This is a genomic window from Pseudosporangium ferrugineum, from assembly GCF_003002065.1.
Classification (GTDB): domain Bacteria; phylum Actinomycetota; class Actinomycetes; order Mycobacteriales; family Micromonosporaceae; genus Actinoplanes; species Actinoplanes ferrugineus_A.
Window position 1 is genome coordinate 1 of the sequence record NZ_PVZG01000036.1, and the last position, 15,855, is coordinate 15,855.

Consider the following 15,855-nt stretch of genomic DNA (forward strand, 5'->3'; position numbering starts at 1 on the left):
CAAAACCACCGACGTCACCCACTCCCAAATCGTCGAACTCATCACCTCCGGCCGCAGCGGAAACCTCGGCCTGCCCCCCGAGAAACCGGCCGCCGAGCTGAACGGCGCCGTGGACATCACCCCCGGAGGCCCGCTGTGACCACCGACACCACCACGACCACGACCGCGGGCGGTGTCCGCGTCGTCAAGCCCACCGTGGCGGGTCACCTGCACGACTACTGGGCCCGGGTGCGCGGCGGCGACCTCGGCAGCCTGCCGGCGGTGCTGGGCCTGCTCGTGCTCGCGCTGATCTTCAGCGTCTCCCGGGAGACGTTCGTCAGCCCGCTGAACTTCGCGAACCTGTTCACCCAGGGCGCCGGCGTCATCTTCATCGCCATGGGCCTGGTCTTCGTCCTGCTGCTCGGCGAGATCGACCTCTCCGCCGGCTTCGCCAGCGGCGTCTGCGCCGCCGTGATGGCCGTCCTGGTCACGAACCGCGGCTTCCCCTGGTACGTCGGCATCCCCGCGGCCCTGCTCACCGGCGTGGTCATCGGCTTCGTGCTGGGCTTCCTGATCGCGAAGGTCGGCATCCCGTCGTTCGTCGTGACCCTGGCCGCGTTCCTCGCCTTCCAGGGCATTCTCCTGGTGATCCTCGAGGGCGGCAAGATCATCTCCATCCGCGACGAGTTCATCATCGCGCTGAACAACAACAACATCCCCGTGTTGTGGAGCTGGGTGCTCGCCGTCGTCGCGGTGGTCGGCTTCGCGGCGGTGCAGTTCAACCGGGTCCGCGCCCGGATCGCCCGCGGCCTGGTCACCGACCCGACGGGCATCGTGCTGCTGCGCATCGCCGGGCTGGCCGCGCTGGTGTTCACCACCACCGCGATCCTCTGCCAGGAGCGTGCGGTCAACCCGGCGATCAATTCGCTCAAGGGCGTACCCATCGTGGTGCCGATCGTCGGGGTCTTCCTGGTCCTGTGGACGTTCGTGCTGGCCCGGACGACCTACGGCCGGCACGTGTACGCGGTCGGCGGCAACGCCGAGGCGGCGCGCCGCGCGGGCATCCCGGTCGACCGGATCCGCATCTCGGTCTTCGTCATCGGCTCGTTCATGGCGGCCATCGGCGGCATCATCGCGGTCAGCCGGGGCAGCTCGGTGGACCCGAACACCGGCGGCAGCAACATCCTGCTCTACTCGGTCGGCGCGGCCGTCATCGGCGGCACCAGCCTCTTCGGCGGCAAGGGAAAGATCATCAACGCCGTCATCGGCGGGTCCGTCATCGCCGTGATCGACAACGGCATGGGCCTGATGGGCTTCTCCTCGGGACAGAAGTACATCTTCACCGGCCTGATCCTGCTCGTCGCCGCGAGCGTCGACGCGTTGGCCCGACGCAGGGCGGCTGCCACCGGAAACCGATGAGCGCAGGGACGGGGACGCCGGGGACGGCCCGCTGATGCGAGCCGGTCCCGGCCCGGAGGAGGTACGCAGGCGCAACCTCGGTTCCCTGCTCCAGTACGTCCACGTGCACGGTGCGACCTCCCGGGCCGAGCTGACCAGCCGCCTCGGGCTCAACCGCAGCACCATCGGCGCCCTCACCACGGAGCTGGCGACCGCGGGGCTGGTCAGCGAGTCGGCGCCGCGCGAGACCGGGCGGGCCGGACGACCGTCGCTGGTGGTCCGGCCCGAATCGGCCCGGGTCTACGCGTACGCGCTGAGCATCGAGGTGGACCGGCTCAGGGCGGCCCGGGTGGGGCTGGGCGGCCGCATCCTCGACCGGCGCGAGGCGCCCCGCCCCCGCGGGATGCCGGCGCCCGACGCGGTGGCCCCCCTCGCCGCCCTCGTGCGCGACCTGCGCACGGCGGTGGCCGGCGACGCCCGGTACGTCGGCACCGGGGTCGCGATCGCCAGCCGGGTCCGCCACGCCGACGGCACGGCCCGCCTCGCCCCCGCCCCGGAGCAGGTCGAGGAGCCGCTGGCCGAGGCCCTGCGCGCCGCGCTCGGCGGCCCGGTGCGGCTGACCGTCGCCAACCACGCCGACGTGTCCGCCCTCGCCGAGCACGGCCGGGGCGCCGCGGCCGGCTGCGACAACGTGCTCTACCTGCACGGCGACGTCGGCGTCAGCGCGGGCATCGTCGCCGACGGTCACCGGGCGGCGGGACGCGGCGGCGAGGTCGGCCACATGGTGGTGAACCCGTACGGCCGGGAGTGCCCGTGCGGCTCGCGCGGGTGCTGGGAGACCGAGATCGGCGAGCAGGCGCTGCTGGAGCACGCCGGCCGTACCCGGGAGACCGGTCGGGAGGCGGTCCTCGGCGTGGTCGAGGCGGCGATGCGGGGTGACAGCCAGGCCCAGTTCGCGGTCCGCCAGGTCGGCCAGTGGATCGGCTTCGGCGTGGGCAACCTGGCGAACATCTTCAACCCGGAGGCCGTCGTCTTCGGTGGCACGCTGCGCGACGTCTACCTGGTCGCCGCCGCGCAGATCCGCAGCCGGATGAACGCCGTCGCGCTGCCGGCCTGCTGCGAGCACGTCCGCCTGCGTACGCCCGAACTCGGCGACGACGCGTCCCTGATCGGCGCCGCGGAGCTGGCCTTCGCGCACCTGCTCGACGACCCCCTGGTGGGCGCGGCGGAGTGAGACGGTTGGCGCCCGGCCCGGCCGGGCAGCGAGCGCGGGCGCGCGGGCCTCGCCGCCCACCGGCGCGACCTGTGCCGCATGCTGTGGCGGCAGTGGTCGCCCACCTGGCCGTTCGGCGAGGACACGTACGCGCGGACGGCCGCCTCCTTCGACAATCCCGACTTCGTGGACGTGGTCGTGCACTCGTACCGTCATGCCTTCGGTCTTGCCGACGGCGACCCGGCACACGCGGACCTGGAGCGCCGGCTCGCGGAGCGGCCGAGGATCACGGTGCCGGCCGTGACGCTGGACGGGGTGCACGACCCGTTGCGCCCGGACGGGACCGCGGACCAGGCCGGCATGTTCGCGGCCCGGCACGAGCACCGGGTGGTCGACGCCGGCCACAACCTCCCGCAGGAGGCACCGGCCGCGTTCGCGGACGCCGTCCTCACCGTACGGTCGTGGACCGGTCCCGTCAGGCGGTGAAGCGGGTGCGTCGCCGGGCGATGGCGTAGCCCGCCAGCCCCAGGGCCAGCAGGGCGCCGCCGGCGGTGGCCAGGGCGGCGGTGGGCGTACCCGTGACCGGGAGGCCCGCACCGCCGCCACCCGCCGCCGCGGAACGGCTCGGAGTGGCCGCGGCCGTGGCGCCGGCCGTGGGGCTGGGACTGCTGGTGGGGGTGGGGCTCGGGGTCAGGGGTGGTTCGTTCGTCAGGTTCACCGGGGCGAAGTTGGCGTTGGTGCGGATGTCCGCGATCGGCAGCGTCAGGCTCGTGAGGGTCAGCAGGCTTCCGGTGCCGCGGACCACGGGCCGGCCCTTGCCCGCGAAGAACGCGGTGACCGGGCGCAGGCCGCCGCGGGCGTCCGACCACGCCTTGCTCTGCCAGCGGAAGGAGATGCCGCGGACCCGCTCGGGCCGGGCGTCGGCGCGGGCCGCGACCATCGGGGTCGTGATGGCCAGACCCTTGTGCGGGGGCAGCACCGCGGTGCCGAACTCGCACCACATGATGCTGCTGGTGGCCTTGGTGGTGTACCAGCAGTTGCGGAACCGGCGGCCGAAGGTCAGGTCGCCGGCGACCTCCACCTTGGCCACCAGCCCGCGGATCGGGCGGGCGTCGAAGCTGAGCACGCCGAGCGGGACCCGGACCTTGCCGCCGCGGCGGATGTCGTACTCGACCTTGAAGGGCCACTCGGTGAGCTCGGTGACCGCCTCCATCTGCCGGGGGTCCGGCGGCGCGGCCCGCGCGGCGCCGGGCAGGGCGGTGGCGCCCGCGGCGGTGAGGGCGAGGGTCAGGGCGAAACGGGCGAAAGCCATAAAGCGAGTATTCACCCGATGGCTACCCAGACATCGTCCAGGGCGCCCTGGAACTGGTCGTTGTCCCGGTACGCGCCCTTGCCGCCCACGCTGAGCGGGATCGAGTTCGACACCGAGAGGCCGGCCGGGATGGTGGTGCTGCCGCGCCGCCGCCCGTCGACCCGGATGGCGAGCCAGCTGCCCTTGCGCCGGCATTCCACGGTGTGCCAGGTGTCATCGGCGACGCTGACGCCGCTGCGGGCCAGGTGCACGGTGCCGCCGGCGTCCACCATCACGCAGCTCGGCTTGCCGGCCCGGCCGTCGATCTGGAGCTTGTACTGGCTGCCGTGGGCCGAGTAGCCCTTCTGCACGACGTTCTCGCCCTTGGTGGTCCGATCGGCGCTGAGCAGCACCGTCGCGCCGAAGCGGAGGGGGCGGCGGCCGGGGTTGAGTGCGTCGGCGTTGCGGGCGCGCAGGGCGATCCGCGGGCACGGCTCCTCGTGGCACGGCGGCGGGAACATCAGGGCCGTACCGTCGCCGTGGCTGATCGCGGTGAGCGCGCCGCCCTTGCTGCTGACCGGCTTGAGCGGGTGGTCGCCGCCGGCCAGGTCGAGGAAGCCGGTGCCGAGGGGCTCGTCGAAGGTGTAGCGGACGACCTCGGTGAACGAGGAGGTGGCGGCCTGTGCGTGGAGGCGGGCGGAGCCGGCGACGGTGGCCGCCACGGCCGTGACGACCACCGTCGCTCCGATCGTCCAGCGGCGGAAGGGGGCGCGCAGCTTCACGTGACTCATGCCCGAATCATCCCATTATGACTGATTCGGACCTCGCCGTGGCGGCGCGGTCGAACGGCCAGGACGTGCTGGCCGAACGCCCTACTCCTCGACGGCTTCGGGCTCGGCCTCCGGCTCCTCGGCGGCGATCTCGGCCTCGGCCTCGACCTCCAGCCCTTCGCCCACCACCGGTACGTCCACCCACAGCGCCCGCAGCTGCCCCTGCATGAACGAGGTCAGCCGGGCCCGGTACTCGCGGTCGAAGTGCTCCAGCGACTCGATCTGCGATTGCAGGGCCTCCCGCTTCGCGCCCAGGCTGCCGACGGCGTCCTCGTACCGCTGCTGGGCCTGGAGGCGGAGCTGCTCGGCGTGCTCCTGGGCGTCCCTGGCGATCGACTGCGCCTGCGCCCGGGCCTCCGAGACGATCCGCTCCGCGCTGCGCCGGGCCTCCTCCGCCTGCGTACGCGCCTCCAGGGCCGCCTTCTCGGCCGCGGCGCGCGCCTCGGCGAGCACCTTGTCGGCCTCGCGGCGGATGTTCTGCGAGTGCGTCTGCGCGTCCTTGGCGATCTGGTCGGCCGCCTCCTGGGCGTCCGTACGGATCTTGCCGGCCTGGCGGTTCGCGATGGCGATGTGTTCCTCGGCCGTACGCTGCGCCAGCGTGAGGACCTGGAGGGCCTGGTTCGGGTGCATCGCGCCCGGCATGATCAACGGGTGTTCCGAGGTCGCGCTGTCCGGGGAGGTTCCGGCCAGGACGGCCTTCAGGCGGTCCTTGATCTGATTCTCGGTCACGGTCACGGTCGACTCCCGGGGGTCGTGGGTGGGCTCGCCATCGGTTCATAACGGGCGAAGCGGCCGATACGGCGCGGCAGTGAGACATGGTTCGCCGCGTCGGTGGCGCGCCCTGCCGGAGCGCCCCGGGCACCGTCGACGAGTGGGCGGCCGAGGTTGGCTGTTCGGGCCGCATCGTGGGGGGAAATATCCCAGTTGTCAGGGAGCGTGGCCGGGTCCTCGGGTGGTTGATCCGGCCACGTCGCACGTCCGGCCCCGGAGCGGGAGAGCCGGACCCGGCACGGGGGAGCACGTCCATGTCGTACCACCGGGCCCGGAAACACGGTCCGGGCCGCCGCGACCCGCGGGAGCTGTGGCCGTGGATCGCCGGCGCTCTGGCCGTACTGATGATCATGGGTCTGATCGGGCTCTTCGCCGTGATCGGGGTGATCGCGAACTCGGTCTCGGCGAACCTCGGGTGGAGCCCCGGGCGGGCGACCCGGCAGGAGGCCGTCGCGGGCCGGTTCAACGAGGCCATCGCGGACGGCGCGTTCCGGTTCGCGGTGACCGGGGTGCGCTGCGGCGCCCGCCGGCTCGGCACCGACGCGCTCGGCCAGCGGGCCCGCGGGGAGTTCTGCCTGGTGGCGGTCACCGTGCAGAACATCGGATCGCGGGCGAAGCGGCTCGACGGCGCCTCGCAGACCGCGTACGCGGCGGACGGCGCCACCTATCCGAGCGAGGTCGGCGCCGCCATGTACGCCCCCCACGGCTCCCGCGTCCTGGCCCGGCTCGACCCCGGCACGCGGGTCAGCGGCACCCTGGTGTTCGACGTGCCGCGCGGCACCCGGCTGACGTCGGTCGAGCTGCGCGAGTCGGTGCGTACCCGGGGCGTACGGATCCCGTTGCGCTGAATCGACGCCCGTCGCCGTCCGGGCGGTAGGTTCGGGGGATGGCAGAGCAACCCATGGTCGTCGTCCGCGGCGAGGCCGTCCGCGAGGTGCCACCGGAGATCGCCCAGTTCTCCGTCACCGTGTCCGCGCGCGACCGGGACCGGCAGGTGGCGCTGACCCGGCTCGCCGAGCGCGCCGCCGAGCTGCGGACCGCGCTCGACGACCATCCCGACGCGATCGAGCGGCGGGAGACCAGCGGCGTGCAGGTCCGGCCCGAGCTCAAGCGCGGCGGCGAGCGGGTCTCCGCGTACGTCGGCAGCGTCACCACCACGGTGACCGTGACCGACTTCGGCGTCCTCGGCGAGCTGCTGCTGCGGCTGGCGAACGCCGACCAGGTCGCCGTCGCGGGCCCGTGGTGGCAGCTGCGCCCGGGCAGCCGGGCCGGCGCCGACGTCCGCCGGGAGGCCATCGCCGACGCGCTCGGCCGGGCCCGCGAGTACGCCGAGGCCGTCGGCGCGCGGGTGGACCGCCTGGTGGAGATCGCCGACGAGGGAGCCGGCGGCGGAGGCGACCGGATGATGCGCGCCGCCGCGTTCGGCATGGAGTCCGCCGACCTCGAGCTCGAGGTCGACCCCCAGCCGCAGACCGTGCACGCCGCGGTGGTCGTGCGCGTGGCTATCACCGAGCCGCAGTCGCTGACCGGCTGATCCGCCGATTTCGCCCGCGCGTGGCGGCTTGATCGGCGAGACTCGCACCATGCGTCGCTTGTTGCTCCGGATCTCCAACGTGAACCCGGACAGCGTGACCACGCACTCCGACCGGGTCCTCTACAGCGCCATCGGTTGCTTCATCGTGCTCTATTTCGTGTACGCGACCGTCGGCGGCGCCGCGTTCGTCGACGCCAGCGCCAACTACACCCATCCGTGGTGGCAGTGGCTGGTCGGGCCGCTCGTGGCGACGGGCGTGGTCGCGTACGACCGGGCCGTGGTCGGCCGGGTGGGTATCAACTTCGACAAGCTGGACTCGCCGGACCCCCACGACCTGCTGCGCCGGCCCACGTTCGGGCTGTACGCCGGCCGGCTCTGCCTCGCGCTGCTCTTCGCCGTGATCATCACCGAACCGCTGATGCTGGCCCGCTACAAGGGCGAGATCGACGCGCGGCTCAACGAGGTGCACAACGAGCAGATCAGCGTGATCGAGAACGGCGGGGCGATCGCCGCGTACGACACCCGGCTGGCGGAGCTGAAGAAGCAGTCGGCGGCCGAGGACGCAGCCGTCCAGGAGCTCAACAAGCGGGCCGCGGAGAAGCGCAGCGACGCCCGCAAGCTCTACCAGCAGGCCATCGCCGACTCGGAGGGCGACGGCGTGTCGCGCAAGGCGGGCTGCCCGGACGGTGGCTACTGCGACACGCTCGTGAAGCGGTCGCGGGGGCTCGACGACCAGGCCGCCGCGCTCGACGTGCAGGCCGCCAAGCTGCAGGACAGCCAGCGGGCGGCCCGGGACTCGCGCGCGGCCGAGGAGGCGGACCTCACCCGCAAGATCAGCGAGCAGCGTACGGCCAACGCCCAGGCGATCAAGGCGGACGCCGGGTTCGGCGCCCGCACGAAGGCCATGTGGTACCTGGTCAGCAGCGACTTCTGGGGCATCGGCCTGTTCTACGTGGGCATCGCACTGCTGCTGGTGGCGCTGGACTGTGCCGCCGTCGGGCTGAAGTTCGCCTCGCACGGCAACGCGTACGAGCGCAACGAGGCCCGCGCCGCGCGGCACTTCGAGCACGAGGCGGCGATCGGCTACGAGCAGGGCCTGCGCGACGCCCGCCGGTACGCCGAGGCCGCGTCGCGGGTGATGGCGGAGAGCATCGGCCGGGCCTCGCACGACGAGGAACTCGCCGACATCGCGATCGAGCGCGCCCGGGCGCACCTCTACGACAGCGTGGCCGGGGCGCCGGTGGCACCCCTGTCGCCCGCGCCGCTGCTGGACGGCCACCCGGAGCACACGTACCGCATCAGGGCGTAGTGCAAATTGCACCGGAGGGCTAATATGTCACTCCGGCGCGCCGCCTGCCCACGCTCTGTTACCGGCGGCCGCCGGGTTCCGGAAGCGGCGGAGGCGACGAGGGATCGTCGTCACCGCCGCGGCTCGGACCTCAGCTCCCGGAGCCGGCGGATCTCCGCGTCGGTCTGGTCCTGGCGGGCGAGCAGCCCCGTCGCCGCGGCGTCGGAGAGCAGGCCGATCTCGTGCAGCCGCCGGGACAGGCGCTGTGAACTCTCGGCCAGCTCCGCGACCGCCTCGACCAGCGCGTCGAGGGCGGCCTGCGCGTCGGCAGGCTTCGACCTGAGCATCCTTCGACCCTAGCCCGCATCGCCCGGCGGGCCAAGGGCGCCGGTGATCAGCGGGTTCACCTCTCTTTCCCTCACGTCCGCCCGGCCGCCTGCCGTCGCGAACGGGACACGGGTGCCGGATAATACGTATTCCGGGCCTTGTGACCTGAGAGCGGAGACCGGTGAAGGTAAAGCTGAACAAGCGCCAGCTCGTCATCGGCGTGGTGGCGATCCTCGTGGTGCTGGCCGGCCTCGCGGTCGGCAGGTCGGCGAAGGAGCCCGGGCCGGGCACGCTCGACGACCCGGCCGCGCGGGCGTGCACCAGGTTCGACGACGGCTATCCGGGCGCGAAGACGAAGACGTCCCGGCTGCGGCTGGCCGACGAGGTCGTCCAGTTCACCGCGGACACCGGGAACGAGCGGATCGCCGACCGGGCGGCGGCGGTGGGCCGCAGCGCCAACGACGCCACCGCCGACTGGAAGGCCGGCGCGGCCGAGTTCACGAAGGCCTGCCGGGACGCCGGTTGGAAGCCCTCCTGACGTTCGTTTGATACGCAGCGTGATCGCCGGGTGGCTCCGAGAGCGTGGCGGTGATGGCTCAGCGTGACCCTTGCCCGAAGGCGGAGTCCGGCTTGAGACGCCGTTGATGCTGGGCGGCCATCGTGGTTCAGGTCAGCACGAACCACGAACGGGAGTTATCACGGTGAAGTTGTCGCGTTTCGTCGCAGCGCTGGGAGCCGCCGTCACCGGCGCCGTCCTGGCCGCGGCGCCGCCGGCCGCGGCCGCCGCCCCCGAGGTGCCCGGCGTGCCGCTCGGCGTCCAGCAGGTACGGTCCACGGCGAACGCCGCGCAGACCGACGTCTTCTGGAAGCCGGCCACGTACGCCGCCCGTTACCGGGTCAAGGTCACCGACGCGGGCAGCACGGTCGGCAACTACCTCGTACCGGCCACCGCGGCCCGGACCGCCGACGGCCGCTACCGGGTGGCCGTCTCCACGCCGAACAAGTGCTCCACCTACCGGATCACGGTCCGGGCGGAGGACGCCCTGGGTCAGGGTGCCGACATCAGCGTCACCGAGAAGTCGCTGGCGCCCACGATCGTCACCAAGGCCCGCGCCTACCGCGGCGCCGACCGCACCCGCGCCACGTTCGAGATGGCCGCGCCGCAGTGGAAGGGCTACCTCGGCCCGACCGGCGGGGCCCGCGCGGACGACCTGAAGAAGCCCACCATCTCGGTGGTCACCCAGCTCCAGCTGGTCCGCCTGGTGGACGGCAAGGTCATCAGCACCGTCACCACCACCCAGACCGGCTGGGCCGGCGCGAAGCTCACCAGGACCTACACGGGTCTGGAGGCCAAGCGGGCGTACGTCCTCAAGGTCACGACCGCGAACGGCTGGGGCACGTGCACCCGCCAGGACGGCAAGATCCTCCTCAACGCCGTCCCCGCCTGATCCGGCGGCCTCAGGACCGCACGGCGGAGACCAGAAGCGCGACGGACGCGACGATCGTGGGCACGTACGCGGCCAGCTTCGTCGCGCCCTCGCGGATCCGGGCGTGCAGCGCCACCGAGCCGAGGGACTCCAGGACGACCAGGACCGCCGCCGCGACGCCGACCGGCCGGACCTGGAGCCCGATCAGCAGGGCAGCCGCACAGACGATCTCCGCCGCGCCGATCCAGCGGTACCACCGGTACGGGACGCCGAGCCGCTCGGCGTTCGCCCGGATGACGGCAATCCCGATGATCCGCGCGGTTCCCGCCGCGGCCATCAGGACGGAGAAGACGATGGTCAGCGTGATGAAGAGCGTGGTCAAGACTTCCTCCGGCCGGATCGGATCGCGGCGGAGACGTTAACCGGACGGGCAATGCCGGACTGCCGAAGTGAGAGCGGGAGCGAGCGCTTGGCTCACTTACGACCCGGCCGTCACGCCGGTGATCCGGACCGGGACGGTGAAGACCCCGCCGCCGCAGGCCGGGTCGGCGCCGGGCGCCATGCTCAGCCCGTCCCGCACGGTGAAGGCGGCGACGTTGTTGCGGGCGACCAGCCAGCGGACCTCGACCGACGGCCGGGTCAGCGTGACGCCGGTGACCTGGCACCCGTTCTCGCGGTGCTCGTCGTCCGCCATCACCCGGCCGGGGCTCGGCAGCAGCGACGTGATCCGGATCGGGAAGTCGTTGGTGTTCGTCACCGTGACGGTGAGGTCGCCGGTCGCGCCGGGGCGCAGCGGGAGGTCGTAGCTGGAGCGCCCGCGCAGGTTCATCTCGACGTAGCCGCCGCCCTCGGCCGGGGCGCTGATCTTCCAGTACGCCCACATGGCCCCCGCGTTCACGACCACCGCGGTCACGGCGGCGACCGCCAGGATGCCGCGGGCCCGGCGGCCGAAGCGCGGCCGGTGGGGCGGGCCGGCGGCGGGCGGTGCCAGGTCCGGCTCGTCGAACTCGACGAGATCCAGGGGCGTCTCGCGGCTGAGCACGGCGCGCCTCACGATCCGGTGCTCGCCGGGCCGGGCCGTCTGCGGGGTCCACGCATACGGGCTTCCTCCTGCGAGGTGCGGGTGCTCCACCCGGTGCCGTCACGGCTCCGGGGCCGCTGCGCTGCGGTGACACCACCCTGCCCCATCGGCGGCCCGGGCGAGATCGGTGTTCCGTCCGGAATCGCCCACGCCGTACGGGCTAACCCGTCCGGGGGATCGGGAGCTCAGCGGGAGCCGAACCGCCGGCGCCGGCGCCCGGTCTTCGGCGCGGGATCGGCCTGGATGCGGCGGCGGGACTGGCCGACGAGGTGCTGCCGCTCGGGGCGCTCCTCGGCGGGAGGGGTGAAGTCGCCCTCGGTGACGCTGCGGGCCGCCGTCTGCTGCCGCTTGCGGATCGCCATGTCGAACATGGAGTTCGAGGCCTGGTCGTACCCGGTGCGGTAGGCCTGGTCGCGGTCGAGGCCCTGCTTGTACCACTGGTGGATGCGGCCGGCGGCGTACCCGCTCGCGATGACGAAGGCGAGGGCGAAGAGCGCTTGAATGATGCTGTTGCCGGGCACAGTCATGACTCTGGTTGCCTTCCTCGGTCTCAGGCCTGGTGGTGCAGCAGGCGCGGGGACTCCCGCCGGTCGACCGGCAGGTCCACCGTGGTGCGTTCGGGAAGCTGGTGGCGGGGGACGACGGCGCGGACCTGAGGGCCGCCCGCCGAGGCGGCCGGATTGATCCCGACCGGGTGGTTGCGCACCGCGAGCTGGAACAGCGTGTGCGACGCCTGGTTGTACCCCTCCCGGTACGCGATGTCGCGGTCGAAGCCGTGCCGATACCACTGGTGCACCCGCCCGGCCACGTACGCGGTGAAAATGACCACGGCGACGGAGAGGGCGAGCTGGAGCGCGATCGAACCGGATGGGGTCATACCCGAAATGTTATTAGTTGCCGAAGGGAAAGCAGGCCACCTGTATCGGCAGTACCGCACTACCGGTGGGGGGTCGATTTTGCCTGTTTGTTCAGGGTGTTTCGGCGTGACAACAACGTCCTTTTATGAACTTCGACGGCTGTCTAGTCAACCCCCGTTAATGGCGTGTTTTCTTCATTTTCGCCATTGCCCGCGACCGGAATGCGCGGCGGCGCCCCGGAGGCCGGTCCGGTGGGCACCGGGCTGCTCTCCGCGACTGGCTCCTCGGCCTCCGGCGGCGCCGGCGGCACGATGATCGGCGCCTGCGACGGCGGGGCATCCACCGGCAGGCCGGTGTCGGTCACCGCCCCGGTGCCGGTCCCGCTCTCCGCGGCGGTCTCGGCCGACGGGGCCACGCTGGGCCCACCACCGGGTACGGGCACGAGCCCGCCCCCGTCCGCCCCGGGCAGCACCACCACGCCGTCGACCATGATCGGCGCCGCCTCCCCGGGCATCAGCACCGGCGGGCCCGGCTCGCTCGGCATCCCGCTCCAGTGCGAGCCGTACCGGGCCGCGACGGTGTAGGTGACGAGATATCCGGCGGGCGGATGCGCGTCGACGCAGCTGCTGCGCCGGGCCGGGACATCGCAGGCCACCTGCGTGATCGGCCCGAGGTGGCGGACCACGACATAGCGCTGCACGGGTACGCCCTCAGCGATCCGGATCCGGCGCCAGGTGATCCGTGGCCCGTGGCGTACCAGCCCGTCCGTGCCGACGTCGGGCTCACCCGACGGGAGCCGCGAGTCCGGCGCGGCCATCCGCGGGATGCTCGCGGCGCGCACGGTGAAGGTGGCCGCCTCGGCCTTGACGTCCCAGTTGGCGTACGCCGCCACCCCGGTCCCGATCGCGACGGCGGTCGCCACGCCGATCATCGGCAGCGGCGACCGCAGGGAATGCCACCGGTGCACAGCCAGCTCCTGACATGCTCACGCCGACGTGACGAGGGGGAGGATCGCGGGCGGCCACGTCGGCGGGACGCTCGCGGGAGGATCAGGACGCGCTGCTGAGCCCCTTCGCCGTCACCGGAATGGTGAAGGTGGCGCCCTGGCACGCGCTGTCGGAGCTGTTCGTCATCCGCAGGCCGCCCGGCACCGTGAACACGCCGATGGTGTTCTTCGGCACGTCCCACGAGACGGTCAGCACGTCTTCGCTAACGATGACCCCGGTCTCCAGGCAACCGGCATCGCGGTGCGCGGAGTCGGCCGTCACCTTTCCCTTGCCGGGGCTGATCGAGGTGATCCGTACGGGAAAGTCGTTGCCGTTGGTCACCGTCACGGTCAGGCCGGCCGTCGCTCCGGGGTACAGCGGCTCGCTGTCGTCGGAACGGCCCTGCAGCTTCAGCTCCACCGCGGACCCGGCGACCGCCACGCCGGTGCCCGCCCCGCCGAGCCGCCAGTACGCCCAGGCCGCACCCGCGTTGACGATCACGGCGGCAGCGGCGGCGATGCTGAGGATCACCCTGCCGCGACGGTCGAGCTTACGCATGGTCATCCTCTTCGGTCTCGGCTCATCGGGGTACGGCGACGGAGCGACCGCGACGCTCCCGCGCCGCCCCATCGCCGCCATCAGGACGCCGCGCTCTGGGCGTCGAGGCGGACGTTGAACGTGAACGGCGCGCCCTGGCAGGCGTCCGCGGGGTCGTCGTTCATCCGCAGCGGCCCGCTCCACGCGATCTCCGCGGTGGCCGGCGCCTTCTCGCTGCCCGCCGGCACGGTCGCCCGTTCCGGCAGGGCGGCGTCGTTGACGACCTCGACGTTGGCTGCGGCGTCGCACCCCTCCTGCGGCGAGTCCAGCCCGGTCAGGTCGATGTCGGTGATCCGTACGGGGAACGCGTTGCGATTCTCGACCGTCAGCAGCACCGTCGTGGCGTTGCCGGGGGTCAGGCCCCCGGCCAGCCCGGCGTGGGTGACCTTGAGGTTCACCACGGAACCGGCCTTCGCCTCGGCCGTGCCGGAACCGGAGAGGCTCCAGGCGGCCCACGCGGCGCCGGCCGCACCGACCGCGACGATGCTGGTGACGGCGACGGTGGTGGACCGCCTGCTGAGCTTGCGCATGCGCGCGTTCCTCCTGCGAGAAGTGAGTGTGGCTCCGGCCGCCGGGACACGGCCGGAGCCACGGGGAATGAACTGCCGTGCGCCGATGCCGGTGGAGGCGGAATGGACGCGGCACAACATTCCCTGACCAGGGGCGGAAACGTGATCGGATATCCGTGCGTCATTCCCGACGGATAAAATCAGGCTTCCGCGCTTACCGGTTAACCCGTCCGGGGTACGGCGGCGGCCACAGTGCATCGATCATCGATGTCCCGGCCCCGCCGGTCCGCTTCGAGCGATTTGTTCACCAGCGACAACATGCCGCTACCACCTTCCCCGTACTGATTTCAAATCGGTCTAGGTCTTGGTCCGGGCGGGTCCTCGCCACCGGGCGCGGCGACGAGGACCCCGGAACCGCCGGCACCGCGAGGGTGCGGCGGGTCCACATCGCCCCGGCGCCACCGAAGGGGGGCATTCGTCGACGGTCCGGGACGATGAGGCCGGTCATTGAGTTAGGGTCCGTGGCGCGGGTCCTCGGCGTTCTCTGGCCGCCGAGGACCCGCCTGATCCGCGCACGCGCCACGACACGGTCCGCGGATCCCTCCATGCACCTGCCGGGTTCGTAGGACGGCAGGCAATCGAGGCCGGCCTGCCGGGTGTGCTTCGCCGCATGTGCATCCTTCTCACGCCAACCGGTGCCGGGCCGTACTCGCTTAGGGGAGACGCCGTCTCTTCGCAGGTAGGACGGCGTCTCGTAGAGGAAAACGCTACGGCGCCCGGTACGGAGATCGGGCCTTCGTGCGGCGATTCCGCGCTTTGATCATTACGCAGCGACCGACCGGATTAGCCCGGAAGAGTGACCGCCTCTGGCAGGATGGCCGGATGCCCGCCGACCCGCCCTGGTTCCTGTCCGCCTGGGCGGGAGTGCTCGACCGGCCGCAGCTCGTCGACGAGGCCCTCGACCGCGAAGACGAGTACGCGGGAGTCGCCCTTCTCGCCCTGGTCCTCGGCCACCCCGACCCGGCCGTCGCCCCGCCCCGGATCCGGCGCGCGCTGGCCGCCCGCAACCCGCAGACCCGCGCGAACGCGCTGCAATCCCTCGGCCATCAAGCCCGCCTGCACGGCGTCGTGGACGCGGCATCGATCCTGGCCCTGCGCCGGGCCCTGCGCGACGACACGGTGGTGGGCCGCGGCCCGTACCGGATCCGCGGCTACGCCGATACGGCCGCCGACGACATCGGGAGCTTCGCGCGGCGCCGCGAGCTACCCCGCTGGTTCCGGCGCCGCTTCCCAGGACCCGTTCTCCAGATAGAGAGACGTGCCGGCGGCCCTGGCCCGGACGGCGGCGGCGACGCGTCTGGCCAGCAACCCGGATAGGCGGGCACCTGCCTCGTCCTCGGTGCACCACGCCCAGCCGCGCAACTCGTCGGCGGGCAGGCTGATCCGGGCGACCTGATCGGCGGTGAGCACCCCGCCGTCGAAAACCAGCATCAGCCCCTCGGTGCGCCCCGGCCGCGGCGGCACCCAGTCGGTCACCAGCAGCCGGCCCGGCCGTACCGTCAGACCGAGCTCTTCGCGCACCTCGCGCACGGCTGCCGCGTACGGGGACTCGTCGGCCTCGACGGAACCGCCCGGGATCTCCCAATCGGGTTTGTGACGCCGGCTCGACCAGCAGCACCCGGCCACGCCCGTCGGAGAACAGCACCGCGGCGGCCATCCGCTTCCGGGGCAGCCCGGCGGTGAAATCATCGGTCACGGGCGCGACGG

General features: G+C 72.6%; 21 protein-coding genes and 1 pseudogene. 10 read left to right on the forward strand and 12 right to left on the reverse strand.

Going from position 1 to position 15,855, the window contains the following annotated elements; all coding sequences use genetic code 11:
• The 4 genes and pseudogenes from CLV70_RS36425 to CLV70_RS36440 form a co-directional block, all read left to right on the forward strand.
• Positions 1–139: pseudogene (locus CLV70_RS36425) on the forward strand (sugar ABC transporter ATP-binding protein); the annotation flags it as partial.
• Positions 136–1,398, forward strand: a complete 1,263-nt coding sequence (locus CLV70_RS36430) for a sugar ABC transporter permease (protein WP_106131182.1) — start codon at positions 136–138, stop codon at positions 1,396–1,398. The pseudogene CLV70_RS36425 and the gene CLV70_RS36430, both read left to right, overlap by 4 nt.
• Before the next feature lie 34 nt (positions 1,399–1,432).
• Entirely contained in the window at positions 1,433–2,611 is a 1,179-nt protein-coding gene (locus CLV70_RS36435) for an ROK family protein (RefSeq protein WP_106131183.1), read from the forward strand.
• Positions 2,612–2,689: 78 nt separating this feature from the next.
• Positions 2,690–3,076, forward strand: coding sequence for an alpha/beta fold hydrolase (locus CLV70_RS36440; RefSeq protein ID WP_245908734.1), 387 nt, complete (start codon positions 2,690–2,692; stop codon positions 3,074–3,076).
• Here the strand turns inward: CLV70_RS36440 and CLV70_RS36445 are convergent.
• The 3 genes from CLV70_RS36445 to CLV70_RS36455 form a co-directional block, all read right to left on the reverse strand.
• A complete protein-coding gene (locus CLV70_RS36445; protein ID WP_106131184.1) occupies positions 3,066–3,902 on the reverse strand; it encodes a hypothetical protein in 837 nt (278 codons plus the stop codon). The genes CLV70_RS36440 and CLV70_RS36445 overlap by 11 nt on opposite strands.
• Positions 3,903–3,913: 11 nt before the next feature.
• Positions 3,914–4,672 carry a LamG-like jellyroll fold domain-containing protein gene (locus CLV70_RS36450; RefSeq protein ID WP_106131185.1) on the reverse strand — a complete coding sequence of 253 codons (759 nt, stop codon included), beginning with the start codon at positions 4,670–4,672 and terminating at the stop codon, positions 3,914–3,916.
• Between the two features lie 81 nt (positions 4,673–4,753).
• Positions 4,754–5,446 carry a hypothetical protein gene (locus CLV70_RS36455; protein ID WP_245908735.1) on the reverse strand — a complete coding sequence of 231 codons (693 nt, stop codon included), beginning with the start codon at positions 5,444–5,446 and terminating at the stop codon, positions 4,754–4,756.
• Positions 5,447–5,736: 290 nt separating this feature from the next.
• Here CLV70_RS36455 and CLV70_RS36460 point away from each other — a divergent pair, with 290 nt between their 5' ends.
• Genes CLV70_RS36460 through CLV70_RS36470 form a run of 3 tightly spaced genes read left to right on the forward strand, consistent with a single transcriptional unit; the run spans position 5,737 to position 8,325 of the window.
• Positions 5,737–6,330 (forward strand): DUF4352 domain-containing protein, encoded by a 594-nt coding sequence (locus CLV70_RS36460; protein WP_158277917.1) that lies wholly within the window; start codon positions 5,737–5,739, stop codon positions 6,328–6,330.
• 38 nt (positions 6,331–6,368) lie between these two features.
• Positions 6,369–7,016, forward strand: coding sequence for an SIMPL domain-containing protein (locus CLV70_RS36465; RefSeq protein ID WP_106131187.1), 648 nt, complete (start codon positions 6,369–6,371; stop codon positions 7,014–7,016).
• Between the two features lie 49 nt (positions 7,017–7,065).
• A complete protein-coding gene (locus CLV70_RS36470) occupies positions 7,066–8,325 on the forward strand; it encodes a DUF4407 domain-containing protein (protein WP_106131188.1) in 1,260 nt (419 codons plus the stop codon).
• Positions 8,326–8,435: 110 nt separating this feature from the next.
• Here the strand turns inward: CLV70_RS36470 and CLV70_RS36475 are convergent, their stop codons facing one another.
• Positions 8,436–8,651, reverse strand: coding sequence for a hypothetical protein (locus tag CLV70_RS36475; protein ID WP_106131189.1), 216 nt, complete (start codon positions 8,649–8,651; stop codon positions 8,436–8,438).
• A 161-nt stretch (positions 8,652–8,812) separates the two neighbouring features.
• Here CLV70_RS36475 and CLV70_RS36480 point away from each other — a divergent pair, with 161 nt between their 5' ends.
• A complete protein-coding gene (locus CLV70_RS36480) occupies positions 8,813–9,169 on the forward strand; it encodes a hypothetical protein (protein ID WP_106131190.1) in 357 nt (118 codons plus the stop codon).
• A 163-nt stretch (positions 9,170–9,332) separates the two neighbouring features.
• Positions 9,333–10,079 (forward strand): hypothetical protein, encoded by a 747-nt coding sequence (locus CLV70_RS36485; RefSeq protein ID WP_106131191.1) that lies wholly within the window; start codon positions 9,333–9,335, stop codon positions 10,077–10,079.
• Positions 10,080–10,089: 10 nt separating this feature from the next.
• Here CLV70_RS36485 and CLV70_RS36490 read toward each other — a convergent pair whose 3' ends face one another.
• From CLV70_RS36490 to CLV70_RS36520, 7 genes are all read right to left on the reverse strand, one after another.
• Entirely contained in the window at positions 10,090–10,440 is a 351-nt protein-coding gene (locus tag CLV70_RS36490; RefSeq protein WP_211304034.1) for a DoxX family protein, read from the reverse strand.
• Positions 10,441–10,536: 96 nt separating this feature from the next.
• The gene (locus tag CLV70_RS36495; protein WP_146164298.1) at positions 10,537–11,112 is read right to left on the reverse strand and encodes a hypothetical protein; all 576 of its coding nucleotides are present in this window, start codon (positions 11,110–11,112) and stop codon (positions 10,537–10,539) included.
• 212 nt (positions 11,113–11,324) lie between these two features.
• Positions 11,325–11,666 carry a hypothetical protein gene (locus CLV70_RS36500; protein WP_146164299.1) on the reverse strand — a complete coding sequence of 114 codons (342 nt, stop codon included), beginning with the start codon at positions 11,664–11,666 and terminating at the stop codon, positions 11,325–11,327.
• 23 nt (positions 11,667–11,689) lie between these two features.
• Entirely contained in the window at positions 11,690–12,016 is a 327-nt protein-coding gene (locus CLV70_RS36505; RefSeq protein ID WP_106131194.1) for a hypothetical protein, read from the reverse strand.
• Between the two features lie 143 nt (positions 12,017–12,159).
• Positions 12,160–12,963 (reverse strand): hypothetical protein, encoded by an 804-nt coding sequence (locus tag CLV70_RS36510; protein WP_106131195.1) that lies wholly within the window; start codon positions 12,961–12,963, stop codon positions 12,160–12,162.
• A gap of 82 nt (positions 12,964–13,045) precedes the next feature.
• A complete protein-coding gene (locus tag CLV70_RS36515; RefSeq protein ID WP_106131221.1) occupies positions 13,046–13,540 on the reverse strand; it encodes a hypothetical protein in 495 nt (164 codons plus the stop codon).
• Positions 13,541–13,620: 80 nt separating this feature from the next.
• Entirely contained in the window at positions 13,621–14,109 is a 489-nt protein-coding gene (locus tag CLV70_RS36520; RefSeq protein ID WP_106131196.1) for a hypothetical protein, read from the reverse strand.
• Positions 14,110–14,970: 861 nt separating this feature from the next.
• Here CLV70_RS36520 and CLV70_RS36525 point away from each other — a divergent pair.
• A complete protein-coding gene (locus CLV70_RS36525) occupies positions 14,971–15,465 on the forward strand; it encodes a hypothetical protein (RefSeq protein ID WP_211304035.1) in 495 nt (164 codons plus the stop codon).
• Here the strand turns inward: CLV70_RS36525 and CLV70_RS36530 are convergent.
• Positions 15,352–15,837 (reverse strand): NUDIX domain-containing protein, encoded by a 486-nt coding sequence (locus CLV70_RS36530; protein WP_342750447.1) that lies wholly within the window; start codon positions 15,835–15,837, stop codon positions 15,352–15,354. The two genes, CLV70_RS36525 and CLV70_RS36530, sit on opposite strands and share 114 nt — an antisense overlap.
• Between the last annotated feature and the right edge of the window lie 18 nt (positions 15,838–15,855).